Source organism: Photobacterium sp. SP02 (assembly GCF_038519165.1).
GTDB lineage: Bacteria > Pseudomonadota > Gammaproteobacteria > Enterobacterales > Vibrionaceae > Photobacterium > Photobacterium halotolerans.
This window is the reverse complement of sequence record NZ_JASJOJ010000022.1, coordinates 40,015-61,075: the sequence shown is the minus strand read 5'-3', so window position 1 is coordinate 61,075 and position 21,061 is coordinate 40,015. Positions and strand designations below refer to the sequence as shown.

The window sequence follows — 21,061 nt, the reverse complement described above, 5'->3', positions numbered from 1 at the left end:
AAAGGCCATGAAAGTACTACTAAAAGGCATTGCCAAAGTGCTGCGCGGATGTTGGAAGCTGCTGAGCTTTACCCGTCAGCTATTTTTCAACCTGTTTTTTATTGCTCTGATTGGGGTAATCATTTTCGCCTTCCAGCAAGGGGCTGAATCGCCGGTTCTGCCAGAAAAGGCCGCTTTGGTACTGGATATTGACGGCCCGATTGTTGAGCAGCGATCCTACGTCAATCCCTTCGATCAATTTGTCGACAGCGCCATGGGCCAGGTGCCGGTTCAGGAAAATATCCTGTTTGACATTGTCGACACCATCCGCGCTGCCGCCAAGGACGACAGGATCACCGGCCTTATCCTGAATCTGAAAAGCATGCCAGAGACCAACCTGACGAAGCTGCGCTACATTGCCAAGGCGATTGAAGAATTCAAGCAGGCCGGCAAACCTGTCTATGCCACAGGTGATCACTACCGCCAGAGCCAGTACTACCTGGCCAGCTTCGCCGACAAAGTGTTCATGTCTGCCGATGGCGGCGTGATGCTGACAGGTTACGGCAGCTATTCGCTGTATTATAAAACCTTACTGGATAACCTGGATGTCACCACCCATGTCTTCCGTGTCGGGACCTATAAATCATTCGTTGAGCCCTACACCCGCGACGACATGTCGGACGCTGCCCGCGAGGCAAACACAGTCTGGCTCAACCAGATGTGGGATGCTTACACCCAGGATGTCGCGCGTAACCGCCGCATCCATGTCAGTGTACTGAACCCTGAAGTCAAAGATCTGGTTGCTGAGCTGAAAAGTGTCGAAGGCGATTTCGCCCGCCTGAGCCAGAAAATGGGACTGGTGGACGAACTGGTCAGCCGTACCCAACTGCGCCAGACCTTTATCAAGGAATTTGGCAGCGATGGCGACCATGGCTTTAATCAGATCAGTTATTACGATTATCAGCCTTCGGTCGGCGCGCCATTCGAGCCAAGTGACAATGGTATTGCCATAGTCATTGCCAGCGGCGCTATTGTCGATGGTCAGCAAGGACAAGGCAGAGTCGGGGGCGACACAACGGCCGCTTTGCTGCGAGAAGCCCGTCTTGATGATGACATTAAAGCGGTGATTCTGCGCGTCGACAGCCCGGGTGGCAGTGCCTTCGCTTCTGAGATTATCCGCAATGAAGTGGATGCATTAAAACTGGCCGGCAAGCCTGTGGTGGTATCAATGTCCAGCCTGGCGGCGTCCGGCGGATACTGGATCTCGTCCAGCGCCAGTGAAATTATTGCTCAGCCAACCACGATTACAGGTTCTATCGGTATCTTCGGCATGCTGGCTACCTTTGAAAAAGGCCTGGAAAACATCGGGGTGCACAGCGATGGCGTCGGTACGACTCCCTTTGCCGGTATCGGGATAACCCGGGGCTTGCCTGACGATGTTGCTGAAATTTTCCAGCTGGGTATCGAAAACGGCTATCAGCGTTTTATCAGCCTGGTGAGTGAGAATCGCCATATGTCACTCGAAGAGACAGACAAAATCGCCCAAGGCCGGGTCTGGACCGGTCAGGATGCACTGAAACTGGGTCTGGTTGATCGTCTGGGTGATTTCGATGATGCCATTGTCTCTGCGGCCAAACTGGCAAAACTAGACAGCTACGACATCCGCTGGATAGCCTTGCCGCTCAGCCCGATGGAGCAGTTTCTGCAGGATATGACGTCGGAAACCAGCGCGCGCATTGGCATGGCAATCTCCGCCCAGCTACCCAATATGTTCACGCCGGCCTTGCGCCATATCACAGCTGATATCACCAATATGAATAATTTTAATGATCCCAAAGGACAATATGCTTTCTGTCTGAATTGTTCCAGCACAGGAAATTGACTCTTTTCGGATTGACAGTGATGAAACTTGACTTAGCCCGGTATATCCGGGCTTTTTTTCGCCGGTTTTCACCGTATAATGCCTTCACCATCAATAACTATGCTGTACCCGTACTCTAATGACAAAAAAACATATCTATATCGCCTACACAGGCGGAACAATAGGAATGCAGAAGTCAGCCCACGGATATATTCCTGTCGCAGGCTTTATGGAACAGCAACTACAGAACATGCCTGAGTTTCACCGCTCAGAAATGCCTGCATTCACTATTCATGAATATGCACCACTGATTGACTCTTCAGATATGACACCTGAAGACTGGCAGCGTATTGCCGATGATATCAAGGCCAACTACGACAAGTTTGATGGATTTGTCATTCTTCATGGTACGGACACCATGGCCTATACTGCGTCTGCTTTATCCTTCATGCTGGAAAATCTGGCCAAACCTGTGATTGTCACCGGCTCGCAAATCCCGCTGGCAGAAATGCGCTCAGACGGGCAAAGCAACCTGCTCAATGCGCTGCATCTCGCAGCAAATTATCCGGTCAATGAAGTGACGGTTTTCTTTAATAACCAGCTTCTGCGCGGCAACCGCAGTACAAAAGCCCATGCCGACGGTTTCAATGCGTTTATTTCGCCCAATATGCCAGCGCTGATCGAAGCAGGTATCAACATTCAGGTAAAACCCACCACAGAGCTGAACAAACAGCCTGCAGGTGAGTTTCGGGTGCACCAAATCACCCCGCAACCTATCGGTGTGATTACCATGTACCCCGGCATTTCGCCGGAAGTGATCCGCAACACCCTGCGCCAGCCTGTCAACGCCATGATCCTGTTGACGTTCGGCGTGGGTAATGCACCGCAAAACGCTGAGCTGCTGGCCCAGCTAAAAGAAGCGGCCGACCGCGGCGTCATAGTGGTTAACCTGACTCAGTGCCTGTCCGGAAAAGTGAACATGGATGGCTACGCAACTGGCTGTGCATTGGCAGATGCCGGCGTACTCAGTGGTTATGACATGACCCGGGAAGCCGCACTGGCTAAACTGCACTTTCTGCTCAGCCAGTCGCTGCCGACAGAAAAAGTGCGTGAGCTGATGCAACAGGACATTCGCGGCGAGTTGTCCCGCTAATCAAGTTAATCGGAACTCCCCCTAATTGAGCCGCACTCGTGCGGCTCTTTTTATATCTCAGCTACACTTATAGCAAATTTCGTCTGTTGGCTATGAGCAAGGTTGATTATGATTCTGCACGGCGCCTCCATTTCTCCTTTTGTCAGAAAAATCATGCTGGCCTTATCGTACAAAGGGCTGAATTACGACTTACAACCGCTCAACCCGTACCTGGAAAAAGAGCTGGCGCACAAACGCCATCCGATGGGAAAAGTGCCGGTACTGGAACATGACAGTCTGACAGTTATCGACTCAACCGTTATCGCCCATTACCTGGACGACATCTACCCGGTTCCTCCGCTGTACCCGGGCGATGCCGGGGAAAGAGCAAAAATCCGTTGGCTGGAAGAATACGCCGATACCCGGCTCAGCGCACTGCTCGCCGGCGTGCTCTTCTATCAGAAAATTCTGAGAGGGCAGATTCTGGAAAAAGACGTTGATCAGGATGCGATTGACGACTGCATTCAGCATCATCTGCCGCCGGTTCTGAGCTACCTGGAAGAACAAGTGCCGGCTGAAGGTTATATTACGACCCGTTTTTCGATGGCCGAAATTACGCTCTGGAGTATTTTCCGCAGTGGCTGGATGGCTGGCTTAAGATTGCAACCTCACTATCCCAAACTGGCCATGTATCTGGAAGGTATTGAGCAAGAGCCCTGGGTCTCGAGTCTGGTGACGCAGGAAGATCATGAACTGAGTGGGTTTTACTGTGACCCTGTGCCTTTCACTGTGCCCAGGCAGTGATAACCGCCGACGAGCGCACCAGCCTTTACAGGGTCACAGGTATCAGTTTTGCTGCAAAGAGAAACGGGCAATATCTGCCACAGGGGTTTCACTGTCTTCTATGGCAAAATCACGCTTGAGCTCAGATTTAGACTTAAACCGAATCTCACCGCCGGCTGCCACTGTCATATGCTCGGCCTCGGTATTATGACGAGACTGATACAGCATCACGGCCTGCATGGTGGACTCTTTCTGAGTCTCGGTTAACGGGGTGCCATCAGCCCATTTACCCGTTTCTGCCGCCGCCAGTAACTTTTGGTACACCTCTGGGGTCATGGCAGCCAGAATCTGTTGTACATCCATCCCATCTACTCCTCTTATGCCCGATTATTTCAGGCCACTTGCAATGGTAGGCTACGATAATGACCTGAGTTTGCCAGTCAAGTAGCGTCTTGGTTTTAGTTTTCTTTTGTTTTCGTGATCACACTGCAGCAATGTCACATTATTCTTTCTCTCAGGTCAGTTTCTGCCGATAGGTATTAAGGTATTCTTGATTGTAGTGAACCCACCTATGAGTAACGCACCGCACATGACTTCTTCTGGCAAAAAAACACGCAACATTTTGTTTTTTTTATCTGCTGTCGCCTTTCTGCCAGCCTGCCAGGGTGAGTTTAAAACAACCGACAGTCTTTGCGCGGCACATCCCGAGCTGTGTGAAGGACTGAATAACAATGACGGTCAGTGCCGTATCCAGCGGACAGATCTCATTTGGCAACGCTATAAACAGCTGAAAACGCCGACCGACATTGAAAAACTGCATACCCTTGAGTTCACCCGCAGCTACCAGTATTGCCTGGAGTATGCCGCAGAAATTGAGCCAACCCGCTATAAAGAACGTAAATCAGTACGGACTGCTGCGCTCATTCACAGTTATGAGGTCATTGAACAGCTGAGCGAAGAGCTGGCTGACTCCAAAGAACCCGAAGTCATTTATGACCGCTGGAGCCAGGGCGAGCACCAGGCTAAGGAAGAATTTCTGAAATTAGAGGGGACAGGCCAGCTTCAGACACCTGAATTACAGCTGGCACTGGCCTCTTTTTATACTGGTATTGATAAAGCCAAAACCCGTCAGCTTCTGTTAAGAGCTCTGGAGCTTTATCATGGCAAGGTCAAAGTGAAACCAGACATTATTCTGACCCTGGCGACACAGGCCCACCAGGAAAACAACAAAACTGAAGCCTATTTATGGTCAAGAGTGGGTAGCCTGATGGGACTGCCCGTTGCCAATTCTGAGACCTTATCGCGCCTGTATCCAATGCCGCAACAAGATAAAAGTCATCTGGATTCCTTAGCAGACAGCATCATCCAGAGCATCAGTGCCGGCCATTTTAACCGTGTCTATGTAGAAAAAAATCTGACCGCCCTGCCAAGTCAGCAGCCCGACCAGCCACAGTCCTGACAACGCCATCACGGGCAGCACTGCCGTTACTCCACTTCACTAAATTGCAGTGAGACCGAATTGACGCAGTACCGCTGCCCGGTAGAAACCGGCCCGTCATCAAATACATGCCCTAAATGGCTGTCACACTCAGCACAGCGAATTTCCGTTCGCTTCATCCCATGACTGGTATCGCTTAAATATCGAATTGAATCAGAATGAACAGGTGCATCAAAACTCGGCCAGCCACATCCCGAATCGTATTTTTGCTCAGAATGAAATAAGGCAATTTGACAACAAGTGCAGTGATATATTCCTGTTTTCTTATTATGCAATAACGTGCCTGAGAACGGGGCTTCTGTGCCGCCTTCCCGACAGACATAATATTGTTCATCTGATAACAGTTCTTTCCAGTAAGAATTTGTTTTAAAAGCCATTTACCTGCCTGTAAACACAGTTTTCCAAACCCGTACGACTTAAAATTTGCCAATTTTTGCATATATGGCACATACTTTTTCTCGAAAGGTTTTTACATCGAATCAGTGCATTTAAGCATATTCCCCTGTATTTCGGGTACTGAATTAAAACTGAGCTACATCGTTGATTACTTTGCCAGCATTTATAGGTGAACTATTCATCTTTCGGCCAGGATTGTAATAAAAATCCGAAACTTTTTTGATTAAAGACAATTTGAGGTCTGTTTTTGCTTGCAGACCAGCGTTAGATTATGTAATTTTACTACCAGTTATCTTTCATTAGAAATTAAGTTGTGGAGCAACATAATGACTATCAAAGTAGGTATTAACGGTTTTGGCCGCATCGGTCGTTTCGTTTTCCGTGCTTCTGTAGAACGTGATGATATTGAAGTTGTCGGTATCAACGACCTGATCGACGTCGAGTACATGGCTTACATGCTGAAGTACGATTCAACTCACGGCCGTTTCAAAGGCACAGTTGAAGTTAAAGACGGTAACCTGATCGTTAACGGCAAGACTGTACGTGTTACCGCTGAACGCGATCCAGCAAGTCTGAACTGGGGTGCAATCGGTGTTGATGTTGTTGCAGAAGCAACGGGTATCTTCCTGACTGACGAGACTGCACGTAAGCACATCGAAGCCGGTGCGAAGAAAGTGGTTCTGACTGGTCCGTCTAAAGACGACACTCCTATGTTCGTAATGGGTGTGAACCACGAAACTTACCAGGGTCAGGAAATCGTTTCTAACGCGTCTTGTACTACTAACTGTCTGGCACCTATCGCTAAGGTTCTGAACGACAAGTGGGGCATCAAAGACGGTCTGATGACGACTGTTCACGCAACAACTGCGACTCAGAAAACGGTTGACGGTCCTTCTGCGAAAGACTGGCGCGGTGGCCGTGGTGCTTCTCAGAACATCATCCCATCTTCAACAGGTGCTGCTAAAGCTGTAGGTAAAGTGATTCCTGAGCTGAACGGCAAACTGACTGGTATGGCATTCCGCGTTCCAACTGCAGACGTTTCTGTTGTTGACCTGACTGTTAACCTGGAAAAACCTGCTACTTACGAAGAAATCAAAGCTGAAATGAAGCGTGCTTCTGAAGCTGAGATGTCTGGCGTACTGGGTTACACAGAAGATGCCGTTGTTTCTCAGGACTTCATCGGTGAAGTACGTACTTCTGTATTCGACGCTGACGCAGGTATCGCTCTGACCGATACTTTCGTTAAGGTTGTTTCCTGGTATGACAACGAGATCGGTTACTCTAATAAAGTACTGGATCTGGTTGCTCACATCTCTAAGTAATACTTAGACGATGATTGAAAAGGCGGCTGATGGCCGCCTTTTTGCTATCTGTCATCCCGGATAGAGTCTCGACGGGCAGAAGTGTCGCCCGCTCCTTCATTGGCTTTTAAAGGAATCACTATGGACTTACGTCAACTCCCGACCTCAACAGTGCTTTCAGAACATATCAGCCTGTGCCGTCTTGATGGTGTGGATATCATTCGAATTCTTCACCCTGAATGCCAGGCAGCGATCTCATTATTTGGTGGTCATCTGCTCAGTTTCCAGCCTCGGGGACACAAAGATCTGATTTGGATGAGTGAAGCCGCCGACTTCTCGGGGAAGTCAGCTATTCGTGGCGGCATTCCAGTTTGCTGGCCATGGTTCGGTAAAGTGGCCAGTCCATCGCACGGTTTTGCGCGTTCCAGTGTATGGGAGCTGGAAAGTTTCAACGATCAGAAAAGCCATGTCACTGTCACGCTCACCCTGCATGACTCCCCCACGTCGCGGGCTATTTGGCCCTACCGCTTCCACAACCGGCTCCACTTTGAGTTCGATAAAACCCTCAAAGTCCAGCTGACCAGCACCAATACCGACCAGCGCCCCTGGCGTATGTCCGGCGCGCTTCATACCTATCTGGCCGTTGGAGACATAATGCAAACGAAGTTGTCCGGGTTGGGTAATGAATACCTCGACGGTCTGGCCGATCAGCAGCGGCTTCCGACCAATGGTATCTTACAATTCGATGACGCCGTCGACAGAGTTTACAGCCGGGCTGAAGACACGATTTATCTGGATGATCCTGCTCTGTTTCGCCGTCTGCGCATGCATAACCATGGCCATGACAGCGCCGTGGTCTGGAACCCATGGCAGTCAGGTGCGGCAGGCATGGCTGACATGACACCGGAGGGTTACACCACTATGCTGTGTGTGGAATCAGCGCTAGCGGGTCAGGGTATTGTGCTGGAACCCGGCCAATCGCACCATCTCAGCACAGAAATCGGCGCCGAGTAACTGCCAGGCTCAGGAAAACCTGAGCCTGATTTGCCCGCTGATTCAGCCTCTGATCTCAGGCCTGCTCTGATCTCAGGCCTGCATGGTAATGTCCGCTTCAATCAGCACCCAGCCGTTACCATCCGGATCATTGAAAGTCGCGAAACGCCCTCCCATTAAGGTCACAATCTCTGACAGACTGACACCCCGGTTGGTGAGCTCATCGTATGTCGAGGTAATATCGTCAGTATGTACCACCAACCCCTGGACAGAACCTGCCCGCATTCCCCCAAATGGCATTACCAGACTAATGGTCGTCTCTGCGCCCTTAGGTGCCAGCTGTATCCAACGTTTATGGCTATCTGCCTTGTGATCCCTGATCAGCTCAAATCCCAGTGCATCTCGGTAAAATAAAAGAGCCTGGCTTTGGTCCGATACAGGAATCGACACAGTATCAACCCGCGAAATCGGCATGTATCTCCTCCCCCTCAAGCTACACTTTTCTAGCTTAAATCAGAGCTGTTGATTTAGCTCAAAAAATAAGCACACCGTTTGATGGCGTACTCCGACTCTGAACCGGTTTCCCAATGCTGAGACATGGCAGATAGCTGACTGCCTTCGGTGCCTACCCCTAAAAAAACCATCTTCCGCTGACTTTCCCATTACCCGCATCATTTAACGCCAACCCGCACAGCCGATACCAGATTTCACACCAGTTCCTACCGTTTGCCCGCTTCAACTCACTTCCCTGAAATAACGCCGCTTCAGGCTGGATCCCGGCCCAATTGAAGTGGCGTTTTTTTGAACAAGATGGCTTGCAGATCCCTGTTGATAGGAGGATAGTACCTCTATGGATAGGTTGTTTTTTGCCCACCCTAGTTTGATGTGTCAGCTAAATTTTTCAGCAAAACCAACCACTCACTAAAGCAAATTAATTAGTTAGGTCTAGTCTTAGTTATGAGGGATGTGAAAGATTATTGATTTCGTCCTTTCTAAATGATTGAAGAACGATTCAGGGGGCATACCATGAGTATTTTTGACCACTATCGTCATCGCTATGAAGAAGCCAAGGATGAAGAGCTTTCATTGCAAGAATTCCTTGAGATTTGCCGTAACGATCGCAGTGCTTACGTAAACGCCGCAGAACGTCTTCTGATGGCCATTGGTGAACCGGAAATGGTAGATACCGCGAAAGACCCGCGTCTGAGCCGGATCTTTTCCAACCGTGTCATGTCGCGCTATCCAACGTTTGAAGACTTCTATGGCATGGAAGAGGCCATTGAACAGATTGTTTCTTACCTGAAACATGCCGCTCAGGGCCTGGAAGAACGTAAACAAATCCTCTATCTGCTGGGTCCGGTAGGTGGCGGTAAATCCTCACTGGCTGAAAAATTAAAAAGTCTGATGCAAAAAGTGCCCATTTATGTGCTGACTGCTAACGGTGAACGCAGTCCGGTAAATGATCACCCATTCTGCCTGTTCGACCCGCTTGAAGACGGCGAAATTCTGAATAAAGAATTTGGCATCCCTCATCGCTATCTGAATAACATCATGTCGCCATGGGCAGCGAAACGTTTGAAAGAATTCGGTGGTGATATCACCAAATTCAAAGTGGTAAAAGTGCGTCCATCCATTCTGCATCAGGTGGGTATCGCGAAAACAGAACCTGGTGATGAGAACAATCAGGATATTTCGTCCCTGGTGGGTAAAGTGGATATCCGTCAGCTTGAGCATTTTGCCCAGGACGACCCGGATGCTTACAGCTACTCCGGTGCGCTGTGTAAAGCCAATCAGGGTATGATGGAATTCGTGGAGATGTTCAAAGCACCGCTGAAAGTGCTGCACCCATTGCTGACCGCCACCCAGGAAGGCAACTATAACGGTACAGAAGGTCTGTCCGCCCTGCCTTTCGATGGCATTATTCTGGCTCACTCCAACGAATCAGAATGGCAGACATTCCGAAACAACAAAAATAACGAGGCGTTTCTCGACCGTGTTTACATAGTCAAAGTGCCTTATTGCCTGCGTGTATCGGAAGAAATCAAGATTTACGAAAAACTGCTGATGAACAGTGAACTGGCTAACTCGCCATGTTCTCCGAGTACGCTGGATATCCTGGCCCGCTTCTCAGTGCTGTCGCGCCTGAAAGAGCCGGAGAACTCAAGCATGTACTCAAAAATGCGGGTGTATGACGGTGAAACCCTCAAAGACACGGATCCAAAGGCCAAGTCTTATCAGGAATACCGCGATTACGCCGGTGTGGATGAAGGCATGTCCGGCCTGTCGACCCGCTTCGCGTTCAAAATCCTGTCCCGGGTGTTCAACTTCGATCATTCTGAAGTCGCCGCGAACCCGGTTCATCTGTTCTATGTTCTGGAACAGCAGATCGAACGTGAACAGTTCCCGCAGGAAAATGCCGAGAAATACCTGGAGCACCTGAAAGGCTATCTGATTCCCAAATATGTCGAATTCATCGGCAAGGAAATTCAGACCGCTTATCTGGAGTCCTATTCTGAGTACGGCCAGAACATTTTCGACCGCTATGTCAGTTATGCGGACTTCTGGATTCAGGATCAGGAATATCGCGATCCGGAGACAGGTCAACTGTTCGACCGCGCTGCATTGAACAACGAGCTTGAGAAAATCGAGAAGCCTGCCGGTATCAGTAATCCGAAAGACTTCCGTAACGAGATCGTTAACTTTGTATTGCGTGCACGTGCCAGCAATGCCGGTAAAAATCCAAACTGGACCAGCTACGAGAAACTGCGCACGGTTATTGAGAAGAAAATGTTCTCCAATACCGAAGAGCTGCTGCCGGTTATCTCGTTCAATGCCAAAACCTCTACGGAGGAGCAGAAGAAGCACGACGATTTTGTCGCCCGTATGATGGAAAAAGGCTATACCCGCAAGCAAGTACGTCTGTTGTCTGAATGGTATCTGCGCGTACGTAAATCATCGTAATTGATGGATGATGATCAAGGGGGAGGGCTTATGGCGCACTTTATCGACCGCAGGCTCAACGGCAAAAATAAGAGCACAGTGAACCGGCAGCGTTTTTTACGTCGGCACAAGCAACAGATCAAAGATTCTATTGCGGATGCCGTCAATAAACGCTCCATCACTGACGTGGAAAGCGGAGAAAGCATTACTATCCCTTCCCGCGACATACGTGAACCCTCGTTCCATCAGGGACGAGGTGGGCAGCGAGAAATCGTCCACCCTGGTAACGATCAGTTCAGCCCTGGCGACCGCATCGAGCGGCCCCAGGGGGGAGCCGGTTCCGGTGGTGCCGGCGAAGGCCAGGCCAGCCCTGATGGCGAGGGACAGGATGACTTTGTCTTTCAAATCTCCAAAGACGAGTATCTGGATCTGTTGTTTGAAGATCTTGAACTCCCGAATCTGAAGAAAAATCAGTTCAACAAACTGGTTGAGTGGAAAACCTTCCGCTCAGGGTTTAAATCTACCGGGGTGCCGGCCAATATCGCCATTGTCCGGTCCCTGCGGAATTCACTCGCCCGTCGTACCGCGATGACGGCAGCAAAACGTCGCCAGTTACGAGAGCTGGAACTTGAACTCGACAGACTACAAAACACAGAACCGGCACAGCCGTTTGATGAGCAGCGTGTGAAAGAAGAAATCCAGACACTGCGCGATCGCATCAGCAAAGTGCCATTTATCGATACCTTTGACCTGAGATACAAAAACTACGAACGTCGCCCTATGCCCAGTAGCCAGGCAGTGATGTTTTGTCTGATGGACGTATCAGGTTCCATGGATCAGGCCACCAAGGATATGGCGAAACGCTTCTATATCCTGCTTTACCTGTTCCTGACACGCACCTATAAAAATGTGGAGGTGGTCTTTATTCGCCACCATACACAAGCCAAGGAAGTGGACGAACACGAGTTTTTCTATTCCCAGGAAACCGGGGGCACCATAGTATCCAGCGCATTGCGGCTGATGGATGAAATCATTAAGAAGCGGTACTCCCCTTCAGAATGGAACATCTATGCCGCGCAGGCTTCAGATGGCGACAACTGGGCGGATGATTCCCCTGGCTGCCGTGAGTTGCTCGACAAGCATATTCTGCCGGTTTCGCGTTATTACTCATACATTGAGATCACCCGCCGGGCTCATCAGACGCTGTGGCGTGAATATGAGTCCCTGCTGGGCAACCATGAAAACTTTGCCATGCAGAACATTCGCAGCGTAGAAGACATCTTCCCGGTATTCCGAGAACTGTTCAAAAAACAAGTCCATTAATCCTAAGGCGCAGGGCGACTTAAAAACTCGCCCATCTGCAATCTACACTTAAGGGACAGCGCTGATTATTGGCCGACGCGCATCAGGGGAGTGGGTTATGGAAACAGAGATCAAACAAAAGGCACTCAGTGATGGTCCAGACTGGACATTTGAACTGCTTGATCAATACCACATGGAAATCAAGCGGGTGGCCAACCATTACCGGTTAGACGCCTACCCCAACCAAATAGAGATCATTACTGCCGAACAAATGATGGATGCCTATTCCAGCATCGGCATGCCAATTAACTACAATCACTGGTCATTCGGAAAGCGCTTTATTGAAACCGAGCGTGGCTACAAGCATGGCCAGATGGGACTGGCGTATGAAATAGTGATCAACTCAGATCCCTGTATCGCCTACCTGATGGAAGAGAACACTATCACCATGCAGGCCCTGGTCATGGCCCATGCCAGCTACGGCCATAATTCATTCTTTAAAGGCAACTACCTGTTCAAAACCTGGACGGATGCCAGCTCAATTATTGATTACCTGCTGTTTGCTAAGAAATACATCTCTGAATGCGAGGAAAAATACGGTGATGTGGAGGTCGAAAAATTACTCGACTCCTGCCATGCACTGATGAACTATGGCGTCGATCGCTACAAGCGGCCGCAAAAAATCTCGCTGGTTGAAGAAACCGCCCGTCAGAAAGCACGGGAAGACTACCTGCAAACGCAAGTGAATGCTCTGTGGCGCACGATTCCCGCGCAAGCGGAAAAGGATTTCCATGACGAAGAAATCCGTTTTCCTGCCGATCCCCAGGAGAACATTCTGTACTTCATTGAAAAACATGCCCCGCTCCTTGAGCCCTGGCAGAGAGAAATTGTGCGGATTGTGCGCAAGATCAGCCAATATTTTTATCCGCAGAAACAGACCCAGGTCATGAATGAAGGCTGGGCGACGTTCTGGCACTACACCATTCTGAACCACCTCTATGATGAAGGGCTGGTGACTGATCGCTTTATGCTTGAGTTTCTGCACAGTCACACCAATGTGATTGCACAGCCAACCTACAACAGTCCGTACTACAGCGGCATCAACCCTTATGCCCTCGGGTTTGCCATGTTCCAGGACATACGCCGGATCTGTGAACACCCCACCGAGGAAGATAAATACTGGTTTCCTGATATTGCCGGTAAAGACTGGCTGGATACTGTGCATTTTGCGATGGAGAACTTTAAAGACGAAAGTTTCATCAGCCAGTTTTTATCACCCAAACTGATCCGTGATTTTAAATTCTTTGCCGTGGATGACGATGACAGAAACAACTATGTGGAAGTCAATGCTATTCACAATGAAGAAGGGTATAGAGCCATTCGGGAAAAACTGTCGTCACAGTACAATCTGAGTAACAACGAGCCGAACTTGCAGGTATGGAACGTGGCATTGCGTGGTGACAGGTCACTCACGCTGAGGTACGTGCCGCATAACCGGATACCTTTGTCAGACAGTTATAACGAGGTGCTGAAACATCTACACCGTCTGTGGGGGTTTGATGTCATTCTCGAAGAAGAACTGAGTGACGGCAGAAGCCATATTCTGTCGACCTGCCCTAACAGAAGCAGCAGCTACTCGTCAGAGCTCTGAATTAAAATCTTGCGCAAAAAAAGAGAGGCATTACGCCTCTCTTTTTCATTCACATTGAGGTGAAAAGCCGATTACTGCTCTTCTTCGTGCAGATAACGTGCAATTTCGATACGGTGACTGTACCAGATAGCTCCACTGTCGCGACCGTATTTTCGAATACGATCTGCTACCAGCTCTGACTGATGATTATCACAGTACGACTTCAGATCGCGATAATATGCCAACGCCAGTTCACACGCTTCACGGTTCATGAAGTAATATCCACCCACTCGGGTGTAAATCTTACGCAGACCATTAATCGTCAGTACATACAGAATGTTACCTGAGTGGGTAGCCATTCCCTGGAACATGCGGTAATCAAAATAATTGAAGGCACGGGCACGGCAAATCTGCTCACACAGCTCCGGCTGTTCCTTACCGTATTTATCCACAATTTTTCTGACTTCCAGTAGCAGCTCAGGCTTTGCCTCACAGCTTTCCACGAAAGACTCGAAGCTGCTCGCAGCCAGGAGAGATTCACAGGAATGGATAACATAATCCAGCAACTGGCTGACTTTTTCGCTGTTAGATTTCACCGCATAGCGCATGTAAACGGTGCTGATATCGGTACGGGCAGCCAGCAGATCTTCCAGAACGCGCTGAACATCCTGGCCATCCAGTGTAATAAGGGTATCCAGGATGCTCAGTCCTGAAGTATCCATATAATTATTTACCCGGGTCGGCTTACCGTGCTGAATGGTCAACCATCCATCACGTGCCAAACGCTGCAGCACTTCCCGTAAAGTTGTACGTGTCACACCAATCAGCTCTGATAATTCACGCTCTGCAGGTAAGATTGAGCCCTGCGGAAAGTGATTATTCCAGATACTCTCAATGATGTATTTCTCAGCAAATGTTGCTGGGCTATCAGCCTTTATAACCATCAGTTAGTATTCCAAACTTGCTTCTTGCTTATCTTTTATAAACTCATCATACCACTAGTTATCGCTGAGTAGAAACCTTGCCTCCGGGAGTTTTGAAGTAAGTTAACAAAGGTGCAATATCCTGCAATCAAACCCTCATCCCAACTTATTGTTCTGGCAGATATATTTATAATTATTTCTGATACAATCCCTAAGTCGTAGTCCACGGTTTGGAATTACGCCCTATTTTTGTGTTACGAAATATTAACACCTTAACAAACAATTCATACAATCGGTTAAAATTGCGACCCGTAATAAGGGGAGTCAGCAATGACAATTCCCCGGAAAGGAAGCGATTTGTCATCAAAATCTCAGGACTTTCAATGACTCGGAAACATTCTGAGCCAGGGCTGAGGTACGCCTGTTGTTTTGGTGACGCCCATAAATAACACAGAGATCAAAAAAATGGCTATCACGCTAGGGAACGCGTTTATTAAGAATTTTCTGGGTAAAGCGCCCGACTGGTATAAACTCACGATCATTGCCTTCTTGGTGATCAACCCCATCGTTTTTTTCTTCATCGACCCTTTTGTCGCTGGCTGGCTACTGGTTGTTGAGTTTATCTTCACTCTGGCAATGGCACTGAAATGCTACCCGCTCCAGCCCGGTGGTCTGCTGGCCATTGAGGCTGTCGCCATCGGCATGACGACGCCTGAACTGGTCAAGCATGAACTGGTCGCCAATATTGAAGTCTTGCTGCTGCTTATCTTCATGGTGGCGGGCATTTACTTTATGAAGCAACTGCTGCTGTTCATTTTCACCAAGATATTGATAGGCATCCGCTCAAAAATTCTGCTGTCACTGTCTTTCTGTGTCATGGCAGCCTTTCTGTCGGCATTTTTGGATGCCCTGACTGTGATAGCCGTTGTGATCAGTGTGACCACAGGTTTCTACAGCATCTACCATAAAGTCGCCTCCGGTCAGGAGCCACACGCGTCTCACGACCACACTTCCGATCATGCCATTCAGGAGCTGAGCCGCGACGATCTGGAAAACTACCGGGCCTTCCTGCGCAGCCTGCTGATGCATGCGGGCGTGGGTACCGCACTGGGTGGCGTCATGACTATGGTCGGCGAACCGCAAAACCTGATCATTGCCAATCAGGCGGGCTGGCAGTTTGGCGAATTCTTCCTGCGCATGGCGCCTGTGACCGTGCCGGTTTTCTTTTGCGGCCTTATCACTTGTGCTCTGGTCGAAAAGTTTGGTTTGTGCGGCTACGGCGCCAAGCTTCCTGAAAACGTACGCAACATTCTGATCGACTACGATAACGAAGAACGTAAGCGTCGTACCAATCTGGATATCGCTAAACTCTGGGTTCAAGTCATCATAGCCGTCTGGCTGATTGCCGGTCTGGCCCTGCATTTGGCTGCTGTCGGCCTGATTGGTCTGACCGTGATCATCCTGGCTACCGCGTTTACCGGTATCATTGAAGAGCACTCTCTGGGTAAAGCCTTTGAAGAAGCTCTGCCATTTACTGCTCTGCTGGCGGTTTTCTTCTCAGTCGTGGCAGTGATCATTGAACAAAAACTGTTCAGCCCTATTATTACCGCCGTACTGGAAATGGATGGCAGCGCGCAAATGGGGATGTTCTACATTGCCAACGGACTGTTATCCATGGTGTCGGATAACGTTTTTGTCGGTACTGTCTATATCAATGAAGTGAAATCAGCGCTGATCGACGGCATGATTGACCGCGAACGCTTCGACATGCTGGCCGTGGCCATCAACACAGGCACCAACCTGCCATCGGTTGCAACACCAAACGGTCAGGCTGCTTTCCTGTTTGCACTGACATCGGCATTGGCACCGCTGATCCGACTGTCATACGGACGCATGGTCTATATGGCACTGCCATATACACTGGTCCTGTCGCTGGTTGGCCTTGCAGGTATTGAGCTGACGCTGCTCCCTATGACGGAGTGGTTCTATCAAAACGGTTGGTTGTCCGCCGCCAGCGAAGCCATTCCACAATTGGCACCGGTAACTGGACACTAACGGGAATTTCTGGTTCTCTAGGTTGTCATAGCTTAAGCAAAGCACTGAGTAAGAAGGGGTTGTCGACTTTTGCGTTTACAACCCCTTCGCTGTATCTGACCGAGAGAATTTCATGCAGATGTTAAAAACCTTCAGCCAACGCCGTCTGTCGTGGCTACTGTTGTTACTTTTCGCCGTCTTCTTCGAAGGCTGTGCCCTGTTTTTCCAGCACGCGATGAATCTGGCGCCCTGTGTCATGTGTATCTATGAGCGCATTGCGATGTTTGGGATTGGTATTGCGGCTCTGGTTGGCCTGATCGCGCCTGAGGTGAGTGTTGTTCGCTGGTCCGGTCTGGCGTTATGGGGATACAGCGCCTGGCGTGGTCTGTCTCTGGCGCAAGAACATGTCGGCTATCAGTTTAATCCCTCCCCATTTGCCACCTGCGATCTGTTTGTCAAACTGCCTGACTGGGCGCCACTGAATCAATGGGCGCCCTGGCTATTCGAAGCGTACGGCGATTGCAGTAAAGTGGTATGGCAATTTCTGGGACAATCCATGCCGCAATGGCTGGTCATCATTTTCGCGGCTAACCTGATTGTCTGGGCTGTCATCGTGCTATCTCAGTTTGTTAAATCCACCTCAAGCCGATACTGACAACACAGGAGGCGCTATGCCTCCTGTTTTCTGTCACTGATTTCGGCCACAACACTGCTTAAACTTTTTCCCGCTGCCGCACGGACAAGGGTCATTGCGGCCAACCCCTTTATAAGGGTTGATCGACTGCGCTGAGCTGCCACCCTGCTGCAACTCATCAGCGGCCATCACTACCTCTGAAATCATAAAAGGCAGATTGGCATACAATGCACTGGGTTCTGGCATACCACCGACGCCGTCATCTGCCATTTGAGTCAGCGTACCGGCCTCATCAAGAATCAACATGCAGGTCGTCAACAAGGCCGACAGCATTCTGCCGGTGCCATCGGAAATGGTTTTATTTTCCCAGTGCACTGCCACATGCGGCCAAACGGCCAGAAAGCCTTCGGCAAAATGCCCCATGGCCTCTGATACCCCCTGCGCTTCCTGCCACTGCAGATCCACAGGAAGGCTGTATTCGCCCGATTTAATGGCCAGGTATTGGTGCTCAAAATGGGCCAGTATGCTGGCCCTGTCTTGCTGGCTGATGGTCACTGGCTCATCTTCTGTCAGGCCGCCGTTAACCAGCGCGGGCAACCAGTTATCCGGCTCCATTGCAGCTGGGTTAGCATTTGCAGCAAGTAAGGCGCCTTCAATAAAGGCCGGCGGCATGCCTGCCCAGTCATCAGAGAGCGTGATCAATGTGGTCATGATGTTTTCCTGTTTGTTGTTACCGGCGAGTATAACGCAAACGGAAAAGGCCGCAAATGTGACGATTTGTTGTTGAAATTTCACTCAAAACAGCGCAAAAATGGCCTTAACGCTAACAGCTGTGGATAACAAAGATGCAAAGAGAGGTCAGCGCTATTATTGCAGGAGCTACCGGCCTGGTGGGCAACGAGCTTCTGCACCTGCTGCTCGGTAACGGCACCATGGAAAAGGTATACGCCCTGACCCGTGTCGCATTGCCGTATCGCAGTAAAAACCTGGTGCAGATAGTGCATCCTGAATTACGTATCACAGAATGGGAAGATAGCGATCCCGTCCCTGAGCTTGGCTTTATTTGCCTGGGCACCACCAAAAAGTCTGCCGGCAGCAAAGCCGGACTTGAAGCCGTGGATGTCGAGCTGGTCAAATCAGTGGCGCGCAGTATGTTACAGCTGGGCGTACAACACCTGGTTGTCATCTCCAGTCTGGGCGCCACGCCCTACTCCCCTTCTTTTTATCTGCGTTGCAAAGCGAAAATGGAGCAGGCACTGAGTGACATGGGCTTCAGCCACTGCATTTTCGTGCGTCCGGGGCCGCTGAGCGGTGAGCGCTCGGAGTCACGGCAAGATGAAGTGCTGCTGCAAAAGGGTCTGGAACTCGCGCAGCCTTTGCTCATCGGCCCGCTTTCACACCTGGTCCCCATTCCGGCCGAGGACGTTGCCCTGACCATGCTGAATCTGGCAATCAAGGCGTTAGAGCTACCGCCCACCGCTGCAGAAATTCACAGCGGCAATGCACTAAGACGACACGCTGCAGATACCCAACGCCCTCAGGCCTGACAGACAACTGAGCAAAAGGTGACAAGCCCGCCTAACCACACTACAATCTCGCCTCTTTATTTGAACAGCAGTAATCTGAGGCTATGAGACTGATACTTGGCCCGATGGAAGGTGTGCTTGACCACCTGATGCGGGAAATGCTCACTGAAATCAATGACTACGATCTGTGCGTGACTGAATTTGTCCGCGTGATCGACCAGCGCCTGCCCAAAAGTGTCTTCTATCGTCTGTGCCCGGAATTACTGCAAGGTGGAAAAACCCTGTCTGGCACACCTGTTCGTGTTCAGTTACTCGGGCAAGATCCGGACTGGATGGCCGAAAACGCCCATCTCGCGGCTTCGCTGGGTTCTCCCGGTATTGATATCAATTTTGGCTGCCCGGCGAAGTCAGTCAATAAAAGCCGGGGAGGCGCGGTATTGCTGCAAGAACCCGAGCTGATGTATCAGATTGTCAAGGCCGTCCGCGATGCGGTTGACCCGCGAGTGCCTGTCTCGGCCAAAGTCCGTTTAGGCTGGGATGATCCGGGTCGCTGCTTTGAGATCACCGATGCGGTTTCGCAGGCCAAAGCAGATGAAATCACCATTCATGCCCGCACCAAAACCGATGGCTATAAAGCTGAGGCGATAAAGTGGGATTACATACGCCAGGTAAAACAGACAGCACAGCTTTCAATCGTAGCGAACGGTGAAGTCTGGAACTATGCCGACGGACAAGAGTGTATGGAGACCACGCAGGCCGATGCTCTGATGGTGTGTCGCGGTGCGCTCAACCTGCCTAACCTGGGCAATGTGGTTAAATATAATCACCCCCACATGGGATGGGAGACGGTGCTGGATCTGCTGCTGAAATATTCCGGTTACGAGATCAAAGGGGATAAAGGCCTGTATTACCCAAACCGTGTCAAACAGTGGTTTGCTTACCTTCGCCACGAATACCCGCAAGCCAAAGCCCTGTTTGCCGATGTCCGCCGCCATAATAAGGCCGACCCTATTGTCGAAGTGCTGCAATCTGCAAAAGCGCAATTGTTACGGCAAGCCAGCTAGTTGCGGCGTAACTGACACAAAAACGTCATAAACAACACTTAGGCTTGAAACATCAAGAGCCTTGAATAAGTGGGACTTACAATGAAAGTGTTGTTTATCAGCCGTCACAATACTTGCCGAAGTATCCTGGCGGAAGCTGTCGCCAAACGTTTTTTACCTGCTCATTTTCACATCGCCAGTGCAGGCTCCGACCCTGAAGGTGAGCTGCCTGCGATAATGCAGACTTACCTCAGCGCAATGGGCCTGAATCCGGCCGATTACCGAAGCAAGTCGTGGGAAGAGTTTTCACGGTTCCATCCTGATATTGTGATTTCTGTCGGCGATAGCCAGCATGGCGAACCTTGTCCCGACTGGCTGGCAGACGGCATACGGGTGAGCTGGGATTTACCCAATCCCTTGACGCTCAGCCAAGACCCTAATGAGCAGGAAAAAGCCTGTGAGCAAACCGTACTGCTGCTGAAACATCACATCGATACACTGAGCACACTAGCGATAGACAGTCTCAGTGCGGAAGAGATAAAGACAAAGCTCAGCCAAATTGCCTTGTAGTGCGCCCGAATCTCATTTCAGCCAGCTAAGCCGGCTTCAAGCTGCGGGCAGCGGACACTAGCGATTGGGGTGATTCAGGATATGATCTTCCCAGTCAATCACATCAATTTCATACACGACTGTATTGCGGACCGACTGATTTGCCGCATGCATGGCGTCTTTGGAGCCGGTAATTAGCGGGTGCCACTCAGGCAAGGACTGACCTTCGGCCAGCAGGCGATAGGCACAGGTGTCCGGCAGCCAGCTGAACTCATCAATGCGCTCACGGGTAAGCTTGAGGCACTCTTCTCCCGACTCAAACCGATTGGCATAGTCTTTACATGAACAGGTTTGGTCATCGAGCAAACTGCAGGCAACATTGGTGTAATAAATCTCATCGGTGTCATCGTCGATGAGTTTATGCAGGCAACACTTACCGCAGCCGTCACACAGCGATTCCCACTCTGTATCTGTCATTGCTGTCAGGTCTTTCTCTTGCCAAAATGCTGCCATCACTGTGCCCCAATATCATGCGTT

General features: G+C 50.0%; 20 protein-coding genes. 14 read left to right on the top strand and 6 right to left on the bottom strand.

Features of this window, described 5'->3' with window-relative positions:
- Positions 1-7: 7 nt before the first annotated feature.
- From sppA to P0Y67_RS11590, 3 genes are all read left to right on the top strand, one after another.
- Positions 8-1,861, top strand: a complete 1,854-nt coding sequence (gene sppA, locus P0Y67_RS11600; protein ID WP_342391984.1) for a signal peptide peptidase SppA — start codon at positions 8-10, stop codon at positions 1,859-1,861.
- 118 nt (positions 1,862-1,979) lie between these two features.
- Complete coding sequence (gene ansA, locus P0Y67_RS11595) at positions 1,980-2,993, top strand: asparaginase (RefSeq protein WP_342391983.1); 1,014 nt, start codon at positions 1,980-1,982, stop codon at positions 2,991-2,993.
- 108 nt (positions 2,994-3,101) lie between these two features.
- A complete protein-coding gene (locus P0Y67_RS11590; RefSeq protein WP_342391982.1) occupies positions 3,102-3,776 on the top strand; it encodes a glutathione S-transferase family protein in 675 nt (224 codons plus the stop codon).
- A gap of 42 nt (positions 3,777-3,818) precedes the next feature.
- Here P0Y67_RS11590 and P0Y67_RS11585 read toward each other — a convergent pair whose 3' ends face one another.
- Entirely contained in the window at positions 3,819-4,118 is a 300-nt protein-coding gene (locus tag P0Y67_RS11585) for a YeaC family protein (protein WP_342391981.1), read from the bottom strand.
- 208 nt (positions 4,119-4,326) lie between these two features.
- Between P0Y67_RS11585 and P0Y67_RS11580 the strand changes: the two genes are divergently transcribed.
- On the top strand, positions 4,327-5,214 hold the full coding sequence (locus P0Y67_RS11580; RefSeq protein ID WP_342391980.1) for a DUF2989 domain-containing protein: 888 nt from the start codon (positions 4,327-4,329) through the stop codon (positions 5,212-5,214).
- Positions 5,215-5,240: 26 nt separating this feature from the next.
- On the opposite strand, the gene msrB is transcribed toward P0Y67_RS11580, so the two are convergent.
- Positions 5,241-5,630: a peptide-methionine (R)-S-oxide reductase MsrB gene (gene msrB / locus P0Y67_RS11575; protein ID WP_337114021.1), complete on the bottom strand. Its 390-nt coding sequence runs from the start codon at positions 5,628-5,630 to the stop codon at positions 5,241-5,243.
- 345 nt (positions 5,631-5,975) lie between these two features.
- On the opposite strand from msrB, the gene gap reads away from it, so the two are divergent.
- Positions 5,976-6,971: a type I glyceraldehyde-3-phosphate dehydrogenase gene (gene gap / locus P0Y67_RS11570; protein WP_027252825.1), complete on the top strand. Its 996-nt coding sequence runs from the start codon at positions 5,976-5,978 to the stop codon at positions 6,969-6,971.
- Positions 6,972-7,091: 120 nt separating this feature from the next.
- A complete protein-coding gene (locus P0Y67_RS11565; protein ID WP_342391979.1) occupies positions 7,092-7,964 on the top strand; it encodes a D-hexose-6-phosphate mutarotase in 873 nt (290 codons plus the stop codon).
- A gap of 72 nt (positions 7,965-8,036) precedes the next feature.
- On the opposite strand, the gene P0Y67_RS11560 is transcribed toward P0Y67_RS11565, so the two are convergent.
- Positions 8,037-8,417 (bottom strand): VOC family protein, encoded by a 381-nt coding sequence (locus P0Y67_RS11560; RefSeq protein WP_027252827.1) that lies wholly within the window; start codon positions 8,415-8,417, stop codon positions 8,037-8,039.
- A gap of 552 nt (positions 8,418-8,969) precedes the next feature.
- Between P0Y67_RS11560 and P0Y67_RS11555 the strand changes: the two genes are divergently transcribed.
- The 3 genes from P0Y67_RS11555 to P0Y67_RS11545 all read left to right on the top strand — a co-directional run bounded on the left by P0Y67_RS11555 (position 8,970) and on the right by P0Y67_RS11545 (position 13,836).
- Positions 8,970-10,904, top strand: a complete 1,935-nt coding sequence (locus tag P0Y67_RS11555; protein WP_337114025.1) for a PrkA family serine protein kinase — start codon at positions 8,970-8,972, stop codon at positions 10,902-10,904.
- A 30-nt stretch (positions 10,905-10,934) separates the two neighbouring features.
- On the top strand, positions 10,935-12,206 hold the full coding sequence (locus P0Y67_RS11550) for a YeaH/YhbH family protein (protein WP_342391978.1): 1,272 nt from the start codon (positions 10,935-10,937) through the stop codon (positions 12,204-12,206).
- 97 nt (positions 12,207-12,303) lie between these two features.
- The gene (locus tag P0Y67_RS11545) at positions 12,304-13,836 is read left to right on the top strand and encodes a SpoVR family protein (protein WP_342391977.1); all 1,533 of its coding nucleotides are present in this window, start codon (positions 12,304-12,306) and stop codon (positions 13,834-13,836) included.
- 71 nt (positions 13,837-13,907) lie between these two features.
- Here the strand turns inward: P0Y67_RS11545 and fadR are convergent, their stop codons facing one another.
- Positions 13,908-14,759 (bottom strand): fatty acid metabolism transcriptional regulator FadR, encoded by an 852-nt coding sequence (fadR, locus tag P0Y67_RS11540; RefSeq protein WP_027252831.1) that lies wholly within the window; start codon positions 14,757-14,759, stop codon positions 13,908-13,910.
- A 444-nt stretch (positions 14,760-15,203) separates the two neighbouring features.
- On the opposite strand from fadR, the gene nhaB reads away from it, so the two are divergent.
- Both nhaB and dsbB read left to right on the top strand, forming a co-directional pair.
- A complete protein-coding gene (gene nhaB / locus P0Y67_RS11535) occupies positions 15,204-16,793 on the top strand; it encodes a Na(+)/H(+) antiporter NhaB (protein ID WP_342391976.1) in 1,590 nt (529 codons plus the stop codon).
- A 112-nt stretch (positions 16,794-16,905) separates the two neighbouring features.
- A complete protein-coding gene (gene dsbB / locus P0Y67_RS11530) occupies positions 16,906-17,427 on the top strand; it encodes a disulfide bond formation protein DsbB (protein WP_342391975.1) in 522 nt (173 codons plus the stop codon).
- 33 nt (positions 17,428-17,460) lie between these two features.
- On the opposite strand, the gene P0Y67_RS11525 is transcribed toward dsbB, so the two are convergent.
- Positions 17,461-18,117, bottom strand: a complete 657-nt coding sequence (locus tag P0Y67_RS11525; protein ID WP_342391974.1) for a YecA family protein — start codon at positions 18,115-18,117, stop codon at positions 17,461-17,463.
- Between the two features lie 134 nt (positions 18,118-18,251).
- Between P0Y67_RS11525 and P0Y67_RS11520 the strand changes: the two genes are divergently transcribed.
- The 3 genes from P0Y67_RS11520 (at position 18,252) to P0Y67_RS11510 (ending at position 20,545) form a co-directional block, all read left to right on the top strand.
- Complete coding sequence (locus tag P0Y67_RS11520; protein WP_342391973.1) at positions 18,252-18,953, top strand: NAD-dependent epimerase/dehydratase family protein; 702 nt, start codon at positions 18,252-18,254, stop codon at positions 18,951-18,953.
- 83 nt (positions 18,954-19,036) lie between these two features.
- Positions 19,037-19,996 carry a tRNA dihydrouridine(16) synthase DusC gene (gene dusC, locus P0Y67_RS11515; RefSeq protein ID WP_342391972.1) on the top strand — a complete coding sequence of 320 codons (960 nt, stop codon included), beginning with the start codon at positions 19,037-19,039 and terminating at the stop codon, positions 19,994-19,996.
- Positions 19,997-20,077: 81 nt separating this feature from the next.
- Complete coding sequence (locus P0Y67_RS11510; protein WP_342391971.1) at positions 20,078-20,545, top strand: arsenate-mycothiol transferase ArsC; 468 nt, start codon at positions 20,078-20,080, stop codon at positions 20,543-20,545.
- A gap of 57 nt (positions 20,546-20,602) precedes the next feature.
- Here P0Y67_RS11510 and P0Y67_RS11505 read toward each other — a convergent pair whose 3' ends face one another.
- Positions 20,603-21,037, bottom strand: a complete 435-nt coding sequence (locus tag P0Y67_RS11505; protein WP_342391970.1) for a YcgN family cysteine cluster protein — start codon at positions 21,035-21,037, stop codon at positions 20,603-20,605.
- Positions 21,038-21,061 lie beyond the last annotated feature (24 nt).

Coding starts and splice junctions, on each gene's coding strand:
- ansA (WP_342391983.1), top strand. CDS start 1,980: ATGACAAAAAAACATATCTATATCGCCTACACAGGCGGAACAATAGGA.
- P0Y67_RS11580 (WP_342391980.1), top strand. CDS start 4,327: ATGAGTAACGCACCGCACATGACTTCTTCTGGCAAAAAAACACGCAAC.
- fadR (WP_027252831.1), bottom strand. CDS start 14,759: ATGGTTATAAAGGCTGATAGCCCAGCAACATTTGCTGAGAAATACATC.
- P0Y67_RS11520 (WP_342391973.1), top strand. CDS start 18,252: ATGCAAAGAGAGGTCAGCGCTATTATTGCAGGAGCTACCGGCCTGGTG.
- P0Y67_RS11545 (WP_342391977.1), top strand. CDS start 12,304: ATGGAAACAGAGATCAAACAAAAGGCACTCAGTGATGGTCCAGACTGG.
- P0Y67_RS11560 (WP_027252827.1), bottom strand. CDS start 8,417: ATGCCGATTTCGCGGGTTGATACTGTGTCGATTCCTGTATCGGACCAA.
- dusC (WP_342391972.1), top strand. CDS start 19,037: ATGAGACTGATACTTGGCCCGATGGAAGGTGTGCTTGACCACCTGATG.
- sppA (WP_342391984.1), top strand. CDS start 8: ATGAAAGTACTACTAAAAGGCATTGCCAAAGTGCTGCGCGGATGTTGG.
- P0Y67_RS11525 (WP_342391974.1), bottom strand. CDS start 18,117: ATGACCACATTGATCACGCTCTCTGATGACTGGGCAGGCATGCCGCCG.
- nhaB (WP_342391976.1), top strand. CDS start 15,204: ATGGCTATCACGCTAGGGAACGCGTTTATTAAGAATTTTCTGGGTAAA.
- P0Y67_RS11585 (WP_342391981.1), bottom strand. CDS start 4,118: ATGGATGTACAACAGATTCTGGCTGCCATGACCCCAGAGGTGTACCAA.
- P0Y67_RS11590 (WP_342391982.1), top strand. CDS start 3,102: ATGATTCTGCACGGCGCCTCCATTTCTCCTTTTGTCAGAAAAATCATG.
- P0Y67_RS11555 (WP_337114025.1), top strand. CDS start 8,970: ATGAGTATTTTTGACCACTATCGTCATCGCTATGAAGAAGCCAAGGAT.
- P0Y67_RS11510 (WP_342391971.1), top strand. CDS start 20,078: ATGAAAGTGTTGTTTATCAGCCGTCACAATACTTGCCGAAGTATCCTG.
- dsbB (WP_342391975.1), top strand. CDS start 16,906: ATGCAGATGTTAAAAACCTTCAGCCAACGCCGTCTGTCGTGGCTACTG.
- gap (WP_027252825.1), top strand. CDS start 5,976: ATGACTATCAAAGTAGGTATTAACGGTTTTGGCCGCATCGGTCGTTTC.
- msrB (WP_337114021.1), bottom strand. CDS start 5,630: ATGGCTTTTAAAACAAATTCTTACTGGAAAGAACTGTTATCAGATGAA.
- P0Y67_RS11565 (WP_342391979.1), top strand. CDS start 7,092: ATGGACTTACGTCAACTCCCGACCTCAACAGTGCTTTCAGAACATATC.
- P0Y67_RS11550 (WP_342391978.1), top strand. CDS start 10,935: ATGGCGCACTTTATCGACCGCAGGCTCAACGGCAAAAATAAGAGCACA.
- P0Y67_RS11505 (WP_342391970.1), bottom strand. CDS start 21,037: ATGGCAGCATTTTGGCAAGAGAAAGACCTGACAGCAATGACAGATACA.